Origin of the sequence: Sulfurovum sp. (assembly GCF_041551015.1) — a bacterium.
GTDB lineage: Bacteria > Campylobacterota > Campylobacteria > Campylobacterales > Sulfurovaceae > Sulfurovum.
This window is the reverse complement of record NZ_JBFENQ010000019.1, coordinates 1-18,119: the sequence shown is the minus strand read 5'-3', so window position 1 is coordinate 18,119 and position 18,119 is coordinate 1. Positions and strand designations below refer to the sequence as shown.

General features: G+C 36.7%; 18 protein-coding genes and 1 pseudogene. 10 read left to right on the top strand and 9 right to left on the bottom strand.

Annotated features, from left to right (window positions below; translation table 11 throughout):
* Nucleotides 1-257 precede the first annotated feature (257 nt).
* The 3 genes from ABZC96_RS02500 to rsmH are packed head-to-tail and all read right to left on the bottom strand — an operon-like array spanning nucleotide 258 to nucleotide 4,565.
* Nucleotides 258-3,371: an efflux RND transporter permease subunit gene (locus ABZC96_RS02500; protein ID WP_373028849.1), complete on the bottom strand. Its 3,114-nt coding sequence runs from the start codon at nucleotides 3,369-3,371 to the stop codon at nucleotides 258-260.
* On the bottom strand, nucleotides 3,371-3,640 hold the full coding sequence (locus ABZC96_RS02495) for a hypothetical protein (protein WP_373028848.1): 270 nt from the start codon (nucleotides 3,638-3,640) through the stop codon (nucleotides 3,371-3,373). The genes ABZC96_RS02500 and ABZC96_RS02495 overlap by 1 nt, the downstream gene beginning before the upstream one ends.
* Nucleotides 3,630-4,565, bottom strand: a complete 936-nt coding sequence (gene rsmH, locus ABZC96_RS02490) for a 16S rRNA (cytosine(1402)-N(4))-methyltransferase RsmH (RefSeq protein ID WP_373028847.1) — start codon at nucleotides 4,563-4,565, stop codon at nucleotides 3,630-3,632. The genes ABZC96_RS02495 and rsmH overlap by 11 nt, the downstream gene beginning before the upstream one ends.
* Before the next feature lie 77 nt (nucleotides 4,566-4,642).
* Here rsmH and ABZC96_RS02485 point away from each other — a divergent pair, with 77 nt between their 5' ends.
* Both ABZC96_RS02485 and ABZC96_RS02480 read left to right on the top strand, forming a co-directional pair.
* A complete protein-coding gene (locus ABZC96_RS02485) occupies nucleotides 4,643-5,218 on the top strand; it encodes a class II aldolase and adducin N-terminal domain-containing protein (RefSeq protein ID WP_373028845.1) in 576 nt (191 codons plus the stop codon).
* Nucleotides 5,219-5,331: 113 nt separating this feature from the next.
* Complete coding sequence (locus ABZC96_RS02480) at nucleotides 5,332-6,570, top strand: tetratricopeptide repeat protein (RefSeq protein ID WP_373028843.1); 1,239 nt, start codon at nucleotides 5,332-5,334, stop codon at nucleotides 6,568-6,570.
* A gap of 2 nt (nucleotides 6,571-6,572) precedes the next feature.
* On the opposite strand, the gene ABZC96_RS02475 is transcribed toward ABZC96_RS02480, so the two are convergent.
* The gene (locus tag ABZC96_RS02475) at nucleotides 6,573-7,880 is read right to left on the bottom strand and encodes an adenosylmethionine--8-amino-7-oxononanoate transaminase (RefSeq protein WP_373028842.1); all 1,308 of its coding nucleotides are present in this window, start codon (nucleotides 7,878-7,880) and stop codon (nucleotides 6,573-6,575) included.
* A gap of 97 nt (nucleotides 7,881-7,977) precedes the next feature.
* On the opposite strand from ABZC96_RS02475, the gene ABZC96_RS02470 reads away from it, so the two are divergent.
* From ABZC96_RS02470 to ABZC96_RS02435, 8 genes are all read left to right on the top strand, one after another.
* A complete protein-coding gene (locus ABZC96_RS02470; RefSeq protein WP_373028841.1) occupies nucleotides 7,978-9,441 on the top strand; it encodes a peptidylprolyl isomerase in 1,464 nt (487 codons plus the stop codon).
* Nucleotides 9,438-10,829, top strand: coding sequence for a cell division protein FtsA (ftsA, locus tag ABZC96_RS02465; RefSeq protein ID WP_373028840.1), 1,392 nt, complete (start codon nucleotides 9,438-9,440; stop codon nucleotides 10,827-10,829). Before ABZC96_RS02470 ends, ftsA begins: the two co-directional genes overlap by 4 nt.
* Before the next feature lie 37 nt (nucleotides 10,830-10,866).
* The gene (gene ftsZ / locus ABZC96_RS02460) at nucleotides 10,867-12,012 is read left to right on the top strand and encodes a cell division protein FtsZ (protein WP_373028839.1); all 1,146 of its coding nucleotides are present in this window, start codon (nucleotides 10,867-10,869) and stop codon (nucleotides 12,010-12,012) included.
* A gap of 127 nt (nucleotides 12,013-12,139) precedes the next feature.
* On the top strand, nucleotides 12,140-12,730 hold the full coding sequence (locus tag ABZC96_RS02455) for a UPF0323 family lipoprotein (protein ID WP_373028838.1): 591 nt from the start codon (nucleotides 12,140-12,142) through the stop codon (nucleotides 12,728-12,730).
* A 3-nt stretch (nucleotides 12,731-12,733) separates the two neighbouring features.
* A complete protein-coding gene (locus ABZC96_RS02450; RefSeq protein WP_373028837.1) occupies nucleotides 12,734-13,915 on the top strand; it encodes a glutathionylspermidine synthase family protein in 1,182 nt (393 codons plus the stop codon).
* Between the two features lie 168 nt (nucleotides 13,916-14,083).
* Complete coding sequence (locus ABZC96_RS02445) at nucleotides 14,084-14,461, top strand: group III truncated hemoglobin (RefSeq protein ID WP_373028835.1); 378 nt, start codon at nucleotides 14,084-14,086, stop codon at nucleotides 14,459-14,461.
* A gap of 89 nt (nucleotides 14,462-14,550) precedes the next feature.
* Nucleotides 14,551-15,222: a hypothetical protein gene (locus ABZC96_RS02440; protein WP_373028833.1), complete on the top strand. Its 672-nt coding sequence runs from the start codon at nucleotides 14,551-14,553 to the stop codon at nucleotides 15,220-15,222.
* A 65-nt stretch (nucleotides 15,223-15,287) separates the two neighbouring features.
* Entirely contained in the window at nucleotides 15,288-15,509 is a 222-nt protein-coding gene (locus ABZC96_RS02435) for a hypothetical protein (RefSeq protein ID WP_373028831.1), read from the top strand.
* On the opposite strand, the gene ABZC96_RS02430 is transcribed toward ABZC96_RS02435, so the two are convergent.
* The 5 genes and pseudogenes from ABZC96_RS02430 to ABZC96_RS02410 form a co-directional block, all read right to left on the bottom strand.
* Entirely contained in the window at nucleotides 15,504-15,806 is a 303-nt protein-coding gene (locus ABZC96_RS02430) for a hypothetical protein (protein WP_373028830.1), read from the bottom strand. The two genes, ABZC96_RS02435 and ABZC96_RS02430, sit on opposite strands and share 6 nt — an antisense overlap.
* Before the next feature lie 72 nt (nucleotides 15,807-15,878).
* Nucleotides 15,879-16,409 (bottom strand): hypothetical protein, encoded by a 531-nt coding sequence (locus ABZC96_RS02425; protein ID WP_373028828.1) that lies wholly within the window; start codon nucleotides 16,407-16,409, stop codon nucleotides 15,879-15,881.
* A gap of 118 nt (nucleotides 16,410-16,527) precedes the next feature.
* Nucleotides 16,528-17,394, bottom strand: coding sequence for a symmetrical bis(5'-nucleosyl)-tetraphosphatase (locus tag ABZC96_RS02420; protein ID WP_373028827.1), 867 nt, complete (start codon nucleotides 17,392-17,394; stop codon nucleotides 16,528-16,530).
* The gene (locus tag ABZC96_RS02415) at nucleotides 17,394-17,882 is read right to left on the bottom strand and encodes a DNA-deoxyinosine glycosylase (protein WP_373028825.1); all 489 of its coding nucleotides are present in this window, start codon (nucleotides 17,880-17,882) and stop codon (nucleotides 17,394-17,396) included. Before ABZC96_RS02415 ends, ABZC96_RS02420 begins: the two co-directional genes overlap by 1 nt.
* A gap of 5 nt (nucleotides 17,883-17,887) precedes the next feature.
* A pseudogene (locus ABZC96_RS02410) lies at nucleotides 17,888-18,119 on the bottom strand (DUF4149 domain-containing protein); the annotation flags it as partial.

The following is an 18,119-nucleotide window of genomic DNA, read 5'->3' as shown; positions in this document are numbered from 1 at the left end:
TTCAAAATGAGTTTTGCACGCAATCTTTTACCATTAGGCAATTGAGCATAAAGTCCACTTACCTCTTTATCATTCAGATCAGCTATGAATTGTTCTATTTTTCTCTCAACAGCACTTAACATCTGTCAGTCCTTATTCACACTGAGTAACGATGTTTTATCATCTATATGTCCATATATACTACTCATGTTTTATCCAAATTATTTATTTTTGTAAAAGTCAATAATTATAGCTAAATAATGTTAATCTTTTTAAGTTCATCTCTTTACTCTATATATCACTGCATACATCAAAGGAACGTAGTAGAGATTCAACACAGTCGCCCAAGCGATACCAAAACCAAGACTTATCGCCATTGGTTGAAGTATCAATGCCTGTCCCGAAGCAAAAAAGATCAAAGATGACAATCCCAAGACTGTGGTCACAGAAGTAAGTAAGATCGGACGGAGTCTCATCCCTGCTTTGTGTTGGACCCCTTCATAATTTTTACTGTTCTTAATAAAATCCAACATAATGAGACCATCATTTACTACAACACCGGCAAGACCTATAATCCCCATCATACCCGGCATCGTCATATTAACACCCATTAATTTAGTTCCGACCAAAGCACCAAAAAGAGAAAGAGGTATTGTTGTAAGTATAATCAATGGCAAGACTAAAGAGTTGAACATCCAGACCAGAGTGATAAAGATCAGAAATACGGCGATCATTAATGCCTGTCCAAGCTCTTTTTTCAACTTTGCATTCTCTTTTTCTTCACCTTTAATAATAAGTTTTACACCTTCATTTTGTATTTCATCCAAAAGTGGTTTTAACTGTTGCATTACCTCAACCGGTGTAATGATCTTCTTCTCCACTCTTGCAAAAAGTGAACGTACTTTTTCACCATCCTCTTTAAATATTTTGACAAAGCTTTTTTGATAGGTGAAATCGCATATATCAGAAAGCCGTACCACTTTCAATCCATTGGGTGTAGTCAGCTGAAAGTTACCTATGGCAGATGAATCATCTTTATATACATCTTCTATTTTGACCCTTACCAATCCTTCTTCATTGAACATCTTTGCATACTCAGCTTTGAGGAAAGCACCCTTCAATACCGAAGTCACATACCCTTCACTAAAACCTAATTGTTGCCCGTATTCATTGACACGTAGCTTAAGTTCACGTTCTCCTTCATTCGCATTGTCTGCTATATCCTCTACTCCATTGATACTGTCAAGTTTCTCTTCCACTTTTTTCATAGCATCCAACATTATGTCTCTATCGGGGTGTTCAAAGCCAATTTCAATGTCATTACTTACGATACCTGCTTGCTGTACATAGACATTGAACTCTTCAAAAAGTTTTTCCCCATGCACTTCTAGTGCTTTAAACTTTTTAACAATGCGTTCTTGTATCTCTTTTGAAATATCCTGAGAAATTCTTTGTCGTATCATATCGCTGTCATCATACTCTAGAGAAAATACCGGGTTAATATATTTGTCAAAAAAGTTTTCAGGTGCTTTTTCATGTAAGTTTATAAAGATTTGGAACAGATTTTCCCCTATCTCAAAACTCTGGTCTTTGTTAAATTTAAATCCTATCACCGAAGTGACTGAATCCATCTCTTTTTTATCTAATATCTCTAGCAGTGCCTCTTCTATCTCTGTTACATAAACTTCAGTATCTTGTAGGTCGTTGTTAATGTTTACCTTCCCGTTCAAGTAGACCTGCTGTGCATCAAACTCAGGGAAAAGTTGAAACTTGGTGATCTTTACCATTCCCAGAGTTCCCAAAATAATAAACGTCAATATGATTGCAAGAGAACGTTTCTTATGATGTAAAAGTTTCCCTAGAAATTTTTGATACCTTGCTATCCATCCTTCCCAAAAACCATCATCATGTTTTTCTTTTTTAAACGTGCCCATGGTATAAAACTCTTTTGCATGCAAAGGCAAAAAGTAGAATGCTTCAAACAATGAGGAGAGAAGCAGTACCGATATCATAACAGGCAGAACCTGCATGAACATTCCCATTTTCCCGCTCATGATCAATAGTGGCAAAAATGCAAATACCGTGGTCAGTGTGGCAGTAAGTACCGCAGGGAACATCTCTACAGAACCTTGTATCGCAGCTTCTCGTGGACTCTTACCCATCTCCATATGTCTATAAATGTTCTCTGCAACAACAATGGCTTCATCAACCAACATACCAAGAGCAATGAGTGCTCCAAGAAGCGTCAGCATATTTAAACTGTAGCCTATCATATCCATCACTATAAGCGTAATGAAAAAACTGGCCGGTATACCTATGCCAACCACCCATGCAATCCGCATATTGACAGATAAAAAGAGTGCCAAAAAGACCAAAATGAGCCCAAACAAAATGTTGGAGGAAACCAGATTCAAACGATTTTTGATCCATATAGACGTATCTGTATACGCTTCAAATTGTATATTCTCATATTTTTCATTAAAATCTATAAGTATTTTGCGTATTTCTTTACTTAAAGAAATGGCATTCCCCTCTTTGCTTTTATTGATATTTAAAGAGATATTCTGCTTGCCGTTATAATGTGATATCTGTGTAGGATCGCCCAATCCATAATAGACTTCAGCCACATCCTCTAAACGAAAACTTTTGCCTCCTACATTTAATAAAGTCTGCCCTAATGCTTTTGCATTCTTTTCACCATTGATAGTAGAGATATAGAGATGGTCACCTTGACCATCAAGTGTACCTGCAGGGAAAATACTTGAGATACTTGAAATAGCTTTATAGACAGAAGATTTATCCAGATCATACGCATCCAATTTTTTTTGGTCTAACTGTATGAGCACTTCTTCATCTGTATCTCCACGTATCTCTATACTGCTAAGATCGTGAATGAGTGCCAATTTACTCTTAAGCACATCTGCTGCATCAATAAGTGCTTTCTTCTCTACATCCCCAGAGACCGCTACCAATAAAAGAGGATATTCATGTACCACTATACGGGCAATAGGTTCATCCATATCAGCTGGAAGGTCACGTCTTGTTTTCGAAATGATATCTTTCACATCAGAGAGTACCAACTGTGTATCACTGCCTGGTTTAATATCTGCATTGATACTAAAACTTCCATTTTGTATACTGGTATAAAGTGTATCTATCTCTGCAAGACCTTTCAGTTCATCTTCTATATTTGAAACGACCATCTTGTCGAGTACATCTGCACTTGTACCTACATATCCGCCTTGTACAGATATCTGATCAAGTGTGGAAGGAGGGAATATCTCTTTGGCAATGTTCTGATAGGCAAAAACAGAGAGTAGCAGCATAAAGACCATCAAAATATGGTTGATAATCGGTTTATCTACTGCAAAACTAATAAAACTACGTATCATTAGTTTTCCTGTATGGCAAAAATGGTATCAGTCACTCTATTCTTAAATTTTAATGATTCTACACTCTGTTCAAGCATGATCTTTTCTGCTTTAAGTGCAGAAACTTCTCTTTTCATTTTGTTTACAACTTTACTTTCATAATAGATTTGATTGCTTAAATATATTTTAATTGTTGTTAAAATCAAAACAATGGTTATAGACATCAATATGACCATTGCCATACCAAAAGTAATACCATTTGGTTTAGACTTTTTCTTTTTACTTACCATGATCGCTGTCTTTTTTAAACCTGAAGCTTCTCAGTTTTGCAGATCTGCTTCGAGGATTTATTTTGAGCTCTTTTTTTGTAGCTGTTACAGGTTTAGAAGAGAATGATTTACCCAATGCATGATTTTTTCCACAAGTACAGCGCATAGCATGAGGATCACAGATACATGCTTGTGCCCATTTTTTAAAACGGTTCTTTACCAAACGGTCTTCTAATGAATGGAAAGAGATTAAAGAGACAACTTCACCCTTCACATGTTTTTGTTCTAAGGCATCGAGCAAACCTTCTATTTCACTCAGTTCATTGTTTACTTCTATACGGATGGCTTGAAACATCAGTGTTGCAGGATGTATCTTTCCTCCTGCAGGTATAATTGTTTTAGCGATCTCACTTAACTCTCTAGCTGAGTTGATGGGTGCTTGTGCTCTGGCTTCCACTATGGCAGATGCCAATCTTTTAAATGAACGCACTTCACCATATGTATCAAATATATATTCTAATTTTTCTTTGGGGTAATGATTCACTACTTCATAAGCAGAGAGTTCTGATGATGCATCCATACGCATATCGAGAGTTTCAGAAGTGAAAGAAAAACCTCTCTCTTGTTTATCTAATTGTAAGGAAGAGACCCCAAAATCTGCCAACACTGCCACGATCGGACTTTCTTGCAATGTAGGGAATACCGTTGCAAATGTACCCTTGTAAAGTGTACTGCGCCCTGCATAAGATTCTAAACGTTTTTTAGAAAAAGTCAAAGCCTCATCGTCTCTATCTATCCCTATATGTTTCAAATTTTCATATCTTGCTAAGATTTCAGAACTATGCCCTGCATAACCAAGTGTACAATCAACGAAGTAACCTTCACCAACATCTTTAAAACTTTCCAGTACTTCATCTAAAAGTACAGGTATATGAGGTGTTTGCACATGTTTCCTTCATCGCATAATATATGAATTATTTTAATGATATAATACCAAAATATTCCTAACTAAAGGTTACCCAAATGGTAGATGAACATCTTATTGAAGACATTAAACATGTTTCACTCTCTTTGTTTAACAAAAACTTCTTTAGTGTCTATCATGGCTCCATCTCTGCAAGAGTAAGCAGTAGTGGATTTATCATTAACTCTAAAGATACAATTTTAGATGAAGTCACAGAAGATTCACTTGTCAGACTTGACTGTCATAAAAGAGACTATCGCTGGAGTATGGCAAACTCAGATGTACATATACATGAACATATTTACGAAACCATTCCCAATGCAAAATATGTCTGCTATACCATGCCTCCATATGCAACAGCATACTCACTCAAACACGGTAAGGTCTCTCCTCAAGATTATTTTGGGAAAAAGGTTTTAGGTGAAGTGATCGTATATGATCCTAAAAATATAGATGACTGGCTCGAACGTGCACCCTATGAGATACCGCAATTCTTTCAAAAACACGATACACATCTACTTCTCATCAAAGGTTTTGGTCTCATCTCTTATGATAGAGATATTACAGAGATGGCAAAAAAGATCTCTATTTTAGAAAATTCATGTAGGTTATTGGCATTATCTGCAAATCTTTAAAGCATATATGTTTATATTATAATCAAAAATAACTGTTAGTCATGTGTCAACACTTCTGTAAAGCATACTTTTGTTATACTCCTCCAAATATAATCTAACACAGGATACCTGATATGAATCAGACGAAGAAAAGATTAAGTATCATTAACCATGCCATTTCCATTACTGATGTGGAGACCATACAGCTTCAGGTTTTAAAGTTAGCACTGCTTAAAACAGATGAGAAAATACAAGAGATTGTTACCGCAATTCAGGCAGAAAACTATGCACAGGCACAAGGACTTATTAACCAGTATATAGATGCACCTACAGAGAATATTCTTCAAAGAACTTCACAGAAAGTACAAGCTGCTATAGCAGCAGAAGATCAAGCTATCATAGATGAATTCGATCTTTTTATCACATCAAACACATACGAAAAACCTCAAGAAATTGATATTAATGATTTTCTTCTTGATGAACTTCCAGTCAAAAGAAAAATCAAAACAAAACAAGTGGACCATGCTGATTTTGATTCTCTGCTCAATATTGACATTAATAATGTACTTCCTGACAACATTGATTTGGATGTTGCAGATACATCAAAAGATACTTTCTTTGAATCTTCAAAAGAAAAAGCTCAGCAAAATCTCGATACAAATAATGTACCACGAGATACTTTTTTTGATACAGAAGAGACAACAAAAGAAAAGCCAACTAGTGAGACAACGTACAAAGAAGAAACGATTACAGAAGAGACTGAAAACATTATAGAAAAAGAGTTTCCTTCTAAAGAGAAACTCCTCAAAGAACTAAAACCTGTGACAAAATTTAAAGAAGAAACTGTACCTTCACAGTATAAAGCCATCCCTTATATTGCACAAAAACTTATCAATATGAAAAAGCAGTACCCAACAATAGAAAAAACTTATGAAAAGTTTGATTCAGTTGAGAATCTTTTAAGAAAAATCTCTCAGGAAGGGTATGATGAAGAGGAGATAGAAAAAACACTCACATATATCAAAAAATTGACAGAAAAAAGTAAAAAGACTGAAGCAGCGCAACTCATGCTTCTCTGTGCTGCAACAGAATCAAAATTTGCACAATTCATGTTAGCAAGAGAACTCTTTAAGGGTGTTTTAATCACAAAAGACATATCTGAAGCATTTACACAGATGCACAGTTTAGCCCTGGAGGATTACCCTGAAGCACTCTGTGATCTGGCACAGTTCTATGAACATGGCATAGGTACAAATAAAGACAAAAAAAAGGCTGAACAATTTTACAAAGAAGCGATGGAATTTGGCATTAAAAGAGCTGAAAAACACTACAACCGTTTAAAAAAAGAAAAACATGGTTTCTTTAAAAGGTAAACCTATTTAGCTACCTTTTTTATCCCTTCATACGCAACTTCTATCATCTTGTCTATCTCTTCATAAGAGATAACATACGGAGGCATGAAATAGATCACATGTCCCAATGGTCTGAGTAACACTCCTTGCGTTAAAGCATACTCATAAACCTTTAATCCTATACGCTCCGTTGCCTGGTAACCCTCTAACTCTATAGCAGTGACCATACCCTGTTGCCGTATCTCTTTAACATTGGATAAAATAGAAAACTTTTTCAGCTTCTCTTTAATGTATCTACTTTTCTTTTCATTCTCACCTAAAATATCATTTTGTTCAAATATCTCCAAAGTTGCCAATGCCGCAGCACATGCCAAAGGGTTCCCAGTATAACTATGAGAATGTAAAAAGGCTTTATGCTCATTATAATCGCAATAAAAAGCCTGGTAAACATCATTGGTTGTCATTACCACAGAAAGTGGAAGATATCCACCTGTTAAGCCTTTAGAAAGTGTCATAAAGTCAGGAGATATCTCTGCATGATCACAGGCAAACATCTTACCTGTACGTCCAAACCCTGTCATGATCTCATCTGCGATGAGATGCACATTATACTTTTGGGTCAAGACTCTTGCACCTGTAAGATAAGCAGGGTTATACATATGCATCCCCCCTGCTCCCTGTATGAGAGGTTCAATGATGAAGGCAGCTATCTCTTCAGATCTCTCTTTTAAAGTTTCTTCTAAAGCGGCCAATGCTTCATTGGCTGAATCTATGCTTTGGTCTTTTGGTACAGGTACTTGCATATTTGCGATGAGCAGCGGTTCATAGGTTTCTTTATAGAGTTCGACATCTCCGACACTCAATGCACCTATCGTCTCTCCATGATAAGAATTTGTCAATGAGAGAAAAACCGCTTTACGCTTTCCTCTGTTGAGATGATAATGATAACTCATTTTTAAGGCTGCTTCGACCGCAGAAGAACCGTTGTCAACATAAAAAACTTTTGCCATATCTTTAGGCGTAATATTGACAAGTTTATGGGCAAGTTCTATAGCAGGTTCATGTGTGAACCCTGCTAAAAGTACATGTTCAAGAGTATCAATTTGGGCTTTGACTTTATTGTTTATAGTTTCATTTGCATGGCCAAAAAGATTCACCCACCAGGAGCTTACTGCATCGATGTACCCATTCCCGTCAAAATCATAAAGATAGACGCCTTTACCCGACTTGACAGGCACAAGCGGTAAGGTTTCATGATCCTTCATTTGTGTACATGGATGCCATATTACTTCCAAGTCTCGCTGCATCATTTTCATATTTTGATTAGACATTCTCTTTTCATACTCCGATTCATTAGCGATAAGCTTATTTTAGATAGAATATTGTACAAATTTTTCGATTGAAGGTAGATGAAGTATGATTAGTTGGATGCAAAAACACAATAAATATTTAGTATGGACAATCTGGGTAGCAACCATCGCATTTATTGGTGCAGGTTTTGTAGGTTGGGGAAGTTACAGTTTTGGTTCCAAAGCCGGAAATGTTGCAAAAGTAGGTGATATTGAGATCAAACAAACAAAACTCAATATGGTTTACAGCAATATATACAACCAATACAATCAAGCAATGCAAGGTACACTTGATGATAAGCAAGCCCAAGAGATGGGACTTGTTAAGCAGGCATTTGCCAGATTGGCGACACAGGCTAAAATCCTGAACTTCGCAAAAGATCTTGGTATTATCGTTTCAGATGCGGAAGTAGCACAGAGGTTACAAACACTTCGAGCATTCCAACAAGATGGTGTTTTCGTTAAAGAGATCTATGACGGTTACCTTAAAAGTCAAAGACTTCGAGCTAATGCCTTTGAGGAGACACTGAGAGAAGAGCTTATCCTGGAAAAAACATTTTCACTACTTGCAGTTGGCACTTTACCACTTGAAGAAGAAGCCATTTCTGCGGCTATGAATGTCAGTGACAAATTGGCATATAAAGTATTGACAAATGATGACTTGAATTTCGTTATAGACGAAGCAAAAGTAAAAGCCTACTGGGAGATGCAAAAAGAGAACTTTTTGACACCACAAATGTACGAACTCTCTATCATTTGGACACAGACCAATGAGACTGCTGTTTCTGAAGATGAAATCAAAGCACACTATGATACGAATAGTTTCAATTATACAGATGAAACAGGGAAACAGCTTCCTTTTGAAGAAGCTAAAGTATTGGCAACAAAAGATCTAAAGATAAAGAAAACAAAAAAAGCAGCACAAAAAGCATATATTGCATTTAAAAAAGGGGATCTTGACAACAGTGAAAAGATCACGCTACCAATGGGTGATGCTAAGCTTACTGAAGAGGTATGGAATGCACTGAAAGAAAAATCTGTAGGGGATATACTCAAGCCTAAAGTAGTTGCAGATACCTATGCCACTGTAAAAATCGAAAATGTTGTGTTACCAAAGATAAAAACGTATGAAGAGGCTAAAGAACAAGTCACTGTACTATATGAAAAGCAGGCTAAAAAAGAAGCCCTTTTGACATTAGCAGAGTCAACACTTAAAAACCTTGATCAGAACGATACGATCATCTCTGATTTTGTAAAACTAGAGGAAAATGTCAACCTAAATCCACTAAATAATCAAGAAAGTTTACAATTTTTACAAAAACTCTTTACATCATCTAAAGAAAAAGGTATCATAAGCGTATTCGATAAAGTTATAGTTTATAATATCTTGGAACAAAAACTGATTCCGATGGATGTAAATCAGACAGATTTTGTAAAACAAACTGCTGATAAACTAAAACAAAGTACATTTGAATCGAACTTGATTAAAATGTTAGATAAACAATATCCTACAGAAGTCTATATGGGAGGGCTGACAAATTGAGCGACACAATTTTAGCTATTGATATCGGTTCCACTAAAATATGCGCTATCATCGCTGAAATAAAAGACTCCGAAGTCACCATCCAGGGACATGGTATCTCTAAATCCCAAGGGGTTAAAAAAGGTGCTATTACCAACATAGAACTTGCTTCAAAATCTATCAAAAAAGCCATTAATGATGCAAAACGTATTGCAGGAAGTAACATTACTTCTGCAACTGTTTCCATCTCCAATGCCTATGCAAAGAGTCTTCAGTCAACCGGTATTGTCAACATACCACATAAAGACATTTCCATTAAAGAGATCAATCGTGTGATGCAGACGGCACTCTATAATGCAAATGTACCTACCGAGTATGATATCATCCATGTATTACCCTACAACTTTAGAGTAGATGACCAGGACTTCATAGAAGATCCATTCGGTATGAATGCAAGTCGTATGGAAGTAGATGTCAACATCATTATGACACAAAAATCAAATCTTTCAAATCTTAAAAAAGCGGTACGTTCTGCTGGTGTAGAGATAGATGGTATTGTCTTAAGTGGTTATGCTTCTGCCATAGCTACGATGGATGAAGATGAAAAAGAGCTTGGTGTTGCGGTTATTGACCTTGGCGGTCAAACAAGTAACCTTGTCATCCATACCGGCAACTCTATCAGATACAATGATTTCTTAGGTGTAGGTTCAAACCACATCACTAATGACCTTTCAATGGCACTGCATACACCTTTACAAATAGCAGAAAATGTCAAAGTTCGTCACGGAAGTCTTATAGAGAGTTCAAATGAGATCATAGAACTTCCAATCATAGGTGATGAAGAGAGTCGAAATGGTGTCTCTCTGGAAGTCGTCCACTCTGTTATTTTCTCACGTGTAGAAGAGGCACTTATGATCTTGGCTAAATCATTAGAGAAATCTGCATTAAAAGAGCAGATAGGTGCAGGTATCATTCTCACTGGAGGTATGACCAAACTTAAAGGTATCAGAGAATTGGCACAAGCTATCTTCACTGGTATGCCTGTAAGAGTCGGTTACCCAGATAAGATCAATGGTCTTTTTGATGAACTAAAAGATCCAGCATTCTCGACGGTAGTGGGTTTACTACTCTATAAAGCAGGTGGTCATACACAATATGAGATAGATTTTCAACAAGAGTTATTACATTCAAAGGCAATGTTCGAAGACAACCTAAATGACATCCGCATAGGCCATACAACGAATGATGCAGAAGATGTACAGACAACTAGAGGTCATAAAGAAGAAAAAGAACACAAAAAAGAAGATCAGGAAGAGTCAGTTATATCATTTGACGATCTACCGGATCTAGGTCATGAAAATAAAAATCCATTTAAAAAACTAGCCAGTTGGGCAAGACAGCTTTTTTAAAAGTATTTTTTTAACACATCAAATAAAGGGGGAGAAAATGGAAGAGTTTGAAATAGATATCGTCGAAACTAAATGTCAGACAAATGGAGCGAAGATCAAAGCTATCGGCGTCGGTGGCGGTGGTGGAAATATGATTAATCACATGATAAGTGAGGGAATAAACAGTATTGATCTGATTGTTGCCAATACGGATGCACAAGCACTGGAGAGTTCTTTGGCACCATATAAAATGCAACTAGGTATCAATGCGACAAGAGGTCTTGGTGCAGGTATGCTTCCAGATAAAGGTAGAGAAGCTGCACTTGAAAGCTTTGAAGATATAAAACAGATGCTTGCAGGATCTGATATTGTATTTATCTCTGCTGGCCTTGGCGGTGGTACTGGTACGGGTGCTGCACCTATCATTGCTCAAGCAGCAAAAGAAGTAGGAGCACTGACTGTTTCAATTGTAACAAGTCCTTTTAAATTTGAAGGTAGAAAAAGAACAAAACTTGCAAAAGAAGGTTTAGAGGAACTTAAAAGAGAGAGTGATTCTATCATCGTTGTACCAAATGAAAAACTTCTTTCTATCGTTGAAAAGAATCTTGGTATCAAAGAGAGCTTTAGAATGGTGGACGATATTCTTGCACAAGCAGTTGGCGGGATCTCTAAAGTCATTCTTTCTCATGGGGAAAATGATATCAACCTTGACTTTGCCGATGTTAAAACAGTTATGAGTCACAGAGGTCTTGCTCTTATGGGTGCAGGATATGCAGCAGGGAAAAATGCAGCCTATGATGCAGCAAAAGCTGCTATCGAGTCTCCACTGCTTGATAATATCTCTATCGATGGTGCGATGGGTGTACTTGTTCACTTCGATATTCACCCAGATTACCCTATTATGGAGATCGGTGAAGCGATGAATATTGTAGAAGAGAGTGCAGATGAAGATGCATCTGTGATCTTTGGTACAACAACAAATCCTAACATGGCTATTGATGAAGTGAAGATTACTATCGTTGCTACTGGATTTGAGGATAAAAATGTTGTTATTGAACCAACAATAACAAAACAAAAAACACTTTTAAGTGCTAACACTTGTGACATTAATACAGTAAGAAGTAAGATGGTTGTAGGTGGATACAATGGTGAGAATGAAGATATTTTGGATGTGCCTACTTTCCTAAGAAAGCAAATGGATTAAATAACTCCTTTATTATTTAAAACAGAGAAACTCTTCCTTCTCTGTTTTAGCTTTTCCTACAATTTTTTCTTCCTTTCTATTAATCATATTTTGCTATGATTCTCCAAATAATAATTATGGACAGACTATGAAACATTTAAAAAAATTTTCAACCATTGCAACAGCTACCGGTCTTGGCGCTCTTTTAGCTACTGGTATGACAGGCTGCATCAATAATAATCAGCAACAGCAAGAAGAGACTAAAGTACAAAATGCTTTTGTCATTATTGAAGAGACTGCTCCTGGCAGATATCAGATCAAAGATGAATTTCCAGCAGAGGAAACACGTATCATACTTAAGCAACTTGATGGTACAGAACGCGTATTGACAAAACCTGAAATGGATGCAATGGTTGCCCAAGAAGCAGCAAAAATTGACAATGGTACTTCTAACCTTACAAAAGAACAAAACCCGCAAATGTCACAACAAGGCGGTATGGGTTTAGGAGAAGTACTTCTATCAAGTATAGCAGGAGCGATGATAGGCTCATGGATAGGATCTAAACTTTTTGGTAACCAGAACTTCCAAAACAACAGAAAAGCAGGATACAAATCTCCTTCTACTTATGCAAAAAGTCAAAAAAGTTTTAACAGTCCTAAAAAAAGTAGTACTAAAAGAAGCGGATTTTTTGGGAATAAAAGTTCCTCAAGCCGTTCCGGCGGTTTCTTTGGTGGCTAAATCATGTTAAATTTGAAAAAAACCATACCACTAGATACAGATTATTTAGAAGCACTCGGATTTGTCTGGCATACAGACAGTGATGAAAGCAGTTATATCTCTGATGAGCTGGTTGTCATCTCTGAAGATGAAGCTGAAGCATATTATGAAGCAACCAATACACTTTATGACATGTATGTAGAAGCAGCTGAACATGTTGTTGAGAACAATCTTTTTCATGAAATAGGTATACCTTTTAACCTTGTAGAAGTGATCAAAGAGTCTTGGGAGAACGATGTACACTGGCATCTTTATGGACGTTTTGATCTGGCAGGTGGAGTGGATGGAAAACCCATCAAACTTTTAGAATTTAATGCAGATACCCCAACAGCACTCTTTGAAACTGCCATTATACAGTGGGCTATGCTCAAGAAAAGTGATCTTGAAGAAGAGAGTCAATTTAATGCACTCTATGAATCACTTGTAAACAACTTTAAACGTCTTGTGACATTAGAAGAAGATGTCTCTACTTTCGAAGAACGTTATGATGGATGGAATTTTTTGTTTACCTCTGTTAAAGGAAACTCAGAGGAAGAAAATACCGTAAGGTTACTGCAACATATTGCAACAGAAGCAGGCTATGAAACAGAGTTTGCCTATATAGACGACATAGAGTTCTCTGCAGAAGATGGAATTTTTTACCAAGATAAGAACTATGAACTATGGTTTAAACTCATTCCTTGGGAAGACATCGCACTCGAAGAGTCAGATCTGGCGATGCTTCTAACCAATATCATCAAAAATCAAAAGGCCATCATCTTCAACCCAGCCTATACACTACTTTTTCAGAATAAAGGTTTACTCAAAATACTATGGGATCTCTATCCCAACCACCCACTTCTACTTGAAAGTTCATTTGAACCATTACAAGGAAAGAAACAGGTGCAAAAACCCATATTTGGTAGAGAAGGCGGAAGTATCACTATCTTAGATGAAGAAGCCAATCAGTTAGCACATACAAAAGGGGACTACGATAGCCATAAAATGCTCTACCAGGCCTATACAGAGCTGTCAACTGACGTACAAGGTCTATCTTACCAAGCAGGTGTATTTTATGCCTATGAAGCCTGTGGACTTGGTTTTAGAAAAGGTGGAAAGATCCTAGATAATATGTCAAAATTCGTTGGGCATATTGTTCAGGGATAAGTGACTAGTCACCTATCCTCATTCCTCTCTCTAAAAAACTTATAAAATAATACAATACATCAATGAGCTTTAAAATCAGTCAAGCACCTAAATGTAGCCTATCATTTTTATTACAATATTTTAAACTAGAAAAAGTATACTTACTCATCAGACACTAAAAAGAGACCTATGCAACATCAAACAATTAGCAGAGACAATATTCGAATCATGGTCGATCGTTTTTATAGTAAGGTACTTAAAGATGATTTACTTGCTGACTTTTTTATTGAAAAGCTTGGTGACGAGATGATTTCGGATGAATGGCAAGAACATTTAGATAAACTGACAGATTTTTGGGCATCCATTACCTTAGGTGATACCGCCTATAGTGGTCAACCTGTGAAACCACACATGCATATGGAAGGACTACAAAGAGAGACGTTTGAACAATGGTTAAAACTCTTTTTTGAAACAGTAGATAGACTTTATAGTAAAGAAGCAGCCGATATCTTTAAAACCCGCAGTGAGATGATAGCAACCAACTTCATGCGACTGTTAGGTATTTAAGTTGCAAATGGGTTCAGAGGCCTAATGTAAAACAAAAGAAGGTAAAAAATGGAATATGATAAAGCTTCTATGATGGGAGTAAAGTAACTATGCGTCATAAAGACCTTTTATATATTGAAGATGAAAATGAGCGAAAACTGTTTTACCGTTTTACCCCTGCAGCAATAGCTTCAAATTTTGTGCCTTTGGTTGTTATCTTACATGGGGAAGGAAGAGATGAAGCAAGAAACTTCGAACATAAAATGTGGAATGTACTCACTCCCCTGGATCATTTCGGATATGAGAAAAAAAGCTCTTGCTGGTTAGGTGAAAAAGGAGACTTTTTTATCAAAGATCTCTTACAAGAGCTTATACAGAAAATCGCCGAAGAGTATGAATGTGAAGATCATATCTATCTATATGGAAATGCTATGGGTGGCTATGGGGCTATTTTACACGGTATCTTATGCAAAGCAAATGCAGTCTATGCACATGCACCTCACATAAGACTACAAGAGACAAACTGCGTAGACATAGTTTCTAAAGAAAATGATTTAACTCATTTTTTAAATGCTACCGATCCTTTTCCTTTTTTTTACCTGTGTGAGGATGGAAGTACTGATGAAAATTCTCTGGAAGATGAAACGGCATACTTTGCAGATGCCTGTAAAAAATATGGTATCAAAGTGCATCTAGACTTTTGTCCAAAGGCTGAAGATGACGGAACGCAAGTGATAAAAGAAGTTTTAGATTTCTTTGAAAAGGTTGCTTCTGAAGGGTAAACCGGAATGATCAAAGGGGGATTATTAATTAATATTGATGTAGACTTCTACAAAAAAGGATATTTATGGATATGAGCATGCACATGGAACCGATAAATTTAGTTAAGTCCTTGAGAGGCACGTACAAAAAAGCAGATAGAGAGATGGTAGTAGAGGTACTTAATACGTATAAGGAAAAGTATAACTGTAGCTATAAACATGCATACGACATGATGGTTGAGGGAAATCCATCCTACTCAACATATACCGTATGGAGACGTAAGTCAACATCTGGTCAAACCTTATAAACAGGTCTTAACTATTTCATCACCAAGTTTGTTAGCCACTTGGTGCATCTCCCACCAGTATGCAAGCTCACGTGCCTCATTTGACTCTTTGTTGTTCACTATCCTATCGAAAGTATCACTATCTAAACCTTCAATCTCATCAGACAACTGTGTAACACAATCAACAAGAAAATCATAATCATATGAGTCTGCACACTCTTGTATCTCTTCTGGAACTTCTTTACCTTGTGATATCAGCACATACACATATAGCTGACAGTTCTTACGTAATCGCAACTCTTTGTTAGAGGGGTTCATGATCTGTAATCCTTTTTAAAAGTTCAAAATGATATCTTTTTGTTACTCTACCCTAGTAATGTTAAATTTTCTTTAAGATAAGATGTCATCTAAGTGATAGGAATGAATAAAAAAAGGCACATCAGCACCTACAGTACTGCCTATGTTTGCTAGTTCTTCCACAGATAGTATAAGGTTACATGCATCTTTAACCAAAAGTATAAAGGCTGCCGCATCAGAAGCAGCACCTCCTAGACCTGCCTGCAGGGGAATACCTTTGGTCACTACTATTTTATGTGCAGTAAAGAAGTCTACAATGTCTAAGTCGTCAGTAAAGTCAAGAAGTGCTTTATAGGCTTTATACATGCTATTTAATTCTAAGGGAATGTTATCACATCCCTCAATAGTAAACGTTTCACATTCACAAGGTACAAAGCTTATAGTATCATACAACCCTTTGATTTTTGCATGGGCTTTGATACTGTATCCTGAATCACTTCTCTCTATATAGGATACTGCTCGATTCTTATTCTTTGATATTTTGCCATTGTGTTTAACCATTGAGGTAGGAGAAATATCAATATCCCAGTATCCACCTTCATCTCCGCCAGCAAAACCACCCATTACTCAACCTTCTCTTAAAAATGGGGTAAGACCCCTAAAGAAATCTTATTCTGAAAAGACTCTAATATCTTCACTAAGCAGCCGTAAATCATCTTCAGATAATGTAATCCCTATATATCTAATTTTGTGGGGTATCAGATGAAATACTTTTTTCTACTTTACCTTCATCTTTTTTCTCACACTCTATAGAGACGATCTTAACTTCATCACTGTCTATACGTGCAGCAGTAAGTTTACCACCCCATAGACAGCCCGTATCTAACGCTAAGACATGTTCATCTTCATATAATCCCAAAGTGGACCAATGTCCCATAATGATACGCAGATCAATATCTTTGCGATTCTGACATTCAAACCAAGGTTTTAAACCTTTTTCTCTCAGCTCCTCTGTAGGTGGACCTTTTTGGTCAAAATCAAGTCTATGGTCACCATAACAGAATCGCATACGCGTAAAAGCACTCACGATGTAACGATCAATATCGATAAGGCTAGCCTCTCGGTTAAAACGGTTACTTCCCTTCTTAAACATCTGTTCCAACCAAATACCAGCCTGATCACTTTGCAGTTTTTCTTCCACACCTTTTGCATACATCATTGCCATACCCAGATCAAATTCAGGAGAGATACCTGCATGCGCCATACAATAACCCAATTGATAATCCACATGTAAGAATTTTTGTCCTCTAAGCCAATCTATGAGCTTTTTAGCTTCTGGTGAATCAAGTATAGGGTCGAGTGTTGGATTGGACTTTTTAACCCCATAATAAGCCGCTATGAGAGTAATATCATGATTACCTAAAACAATTTCTACATTTTCTTTAATGTTGTAAAGATATTCCAATGTTTCCAAAGAACCTTCACCTCTGTTTACCAGATCACCAGCGATCCAAAGTTTATCTTGTGTTAGATCGAAATTTATCTTTTCTAGTAATGATCTAAAAGAATTGTAACACCCTTGTATATCACCTATAGCCCAAACTGCCATTAGCTGTATCCTAACTTTTTTTTATATTCGGCTACTTTCTGTTCAAATGTCATCTTTGCATAAGCAGCAGAAGGTGAAGGTAGGTAGACTGTCTCTATACTAAGATGTGAGAAATGTGTTTTAAAAAGTGCTTCTGCCTTTTTACCTGTAAAAGCCAATTTAGTAATACTGGGATGCTCTTCTAAAAAAGTGTCTAAATCATTGACCTCTTCATTTTCCAAAGAACTGTCAAGAGAGTTCTCTCTACTACAGACTTTTACCATGTCCCAAAGTCCGAACTTACACTCTTTGAGTAACCAGACTTTCTGATCACGATTGTTCACAGGATAAGAGGTAACACTTTCAAGAATCTTCCAAAATTGATTGCGTGGATGGGCATAGTAAAAGTTTTTTTCAAAAGACTGGATACTGGGAAATGATCCCAATATCAGAATTTGAGTATCTTTAAATACAATGGGTTTGAAAGGATGTCCTAAAATTTCACTCATACTAACTATTTACATGCCCTTCGCATATTTTGCACGATCAGTACTATCAAAGCCAAAGAAAAGATCTTAAAATTGATCTCACTTCCTTTGTGTGTGTTGATGAATGCCACTGATTTTGTTGCTTCCACACCCTGTTCCTGCATGGCAATAATATCTGGGATATAGTACTGTGAAAAAAGCAGCCCCGTTGCCAACACAAAAAATGTTGCTACCTGTGTCAAAGTATCTCTCTCAAAT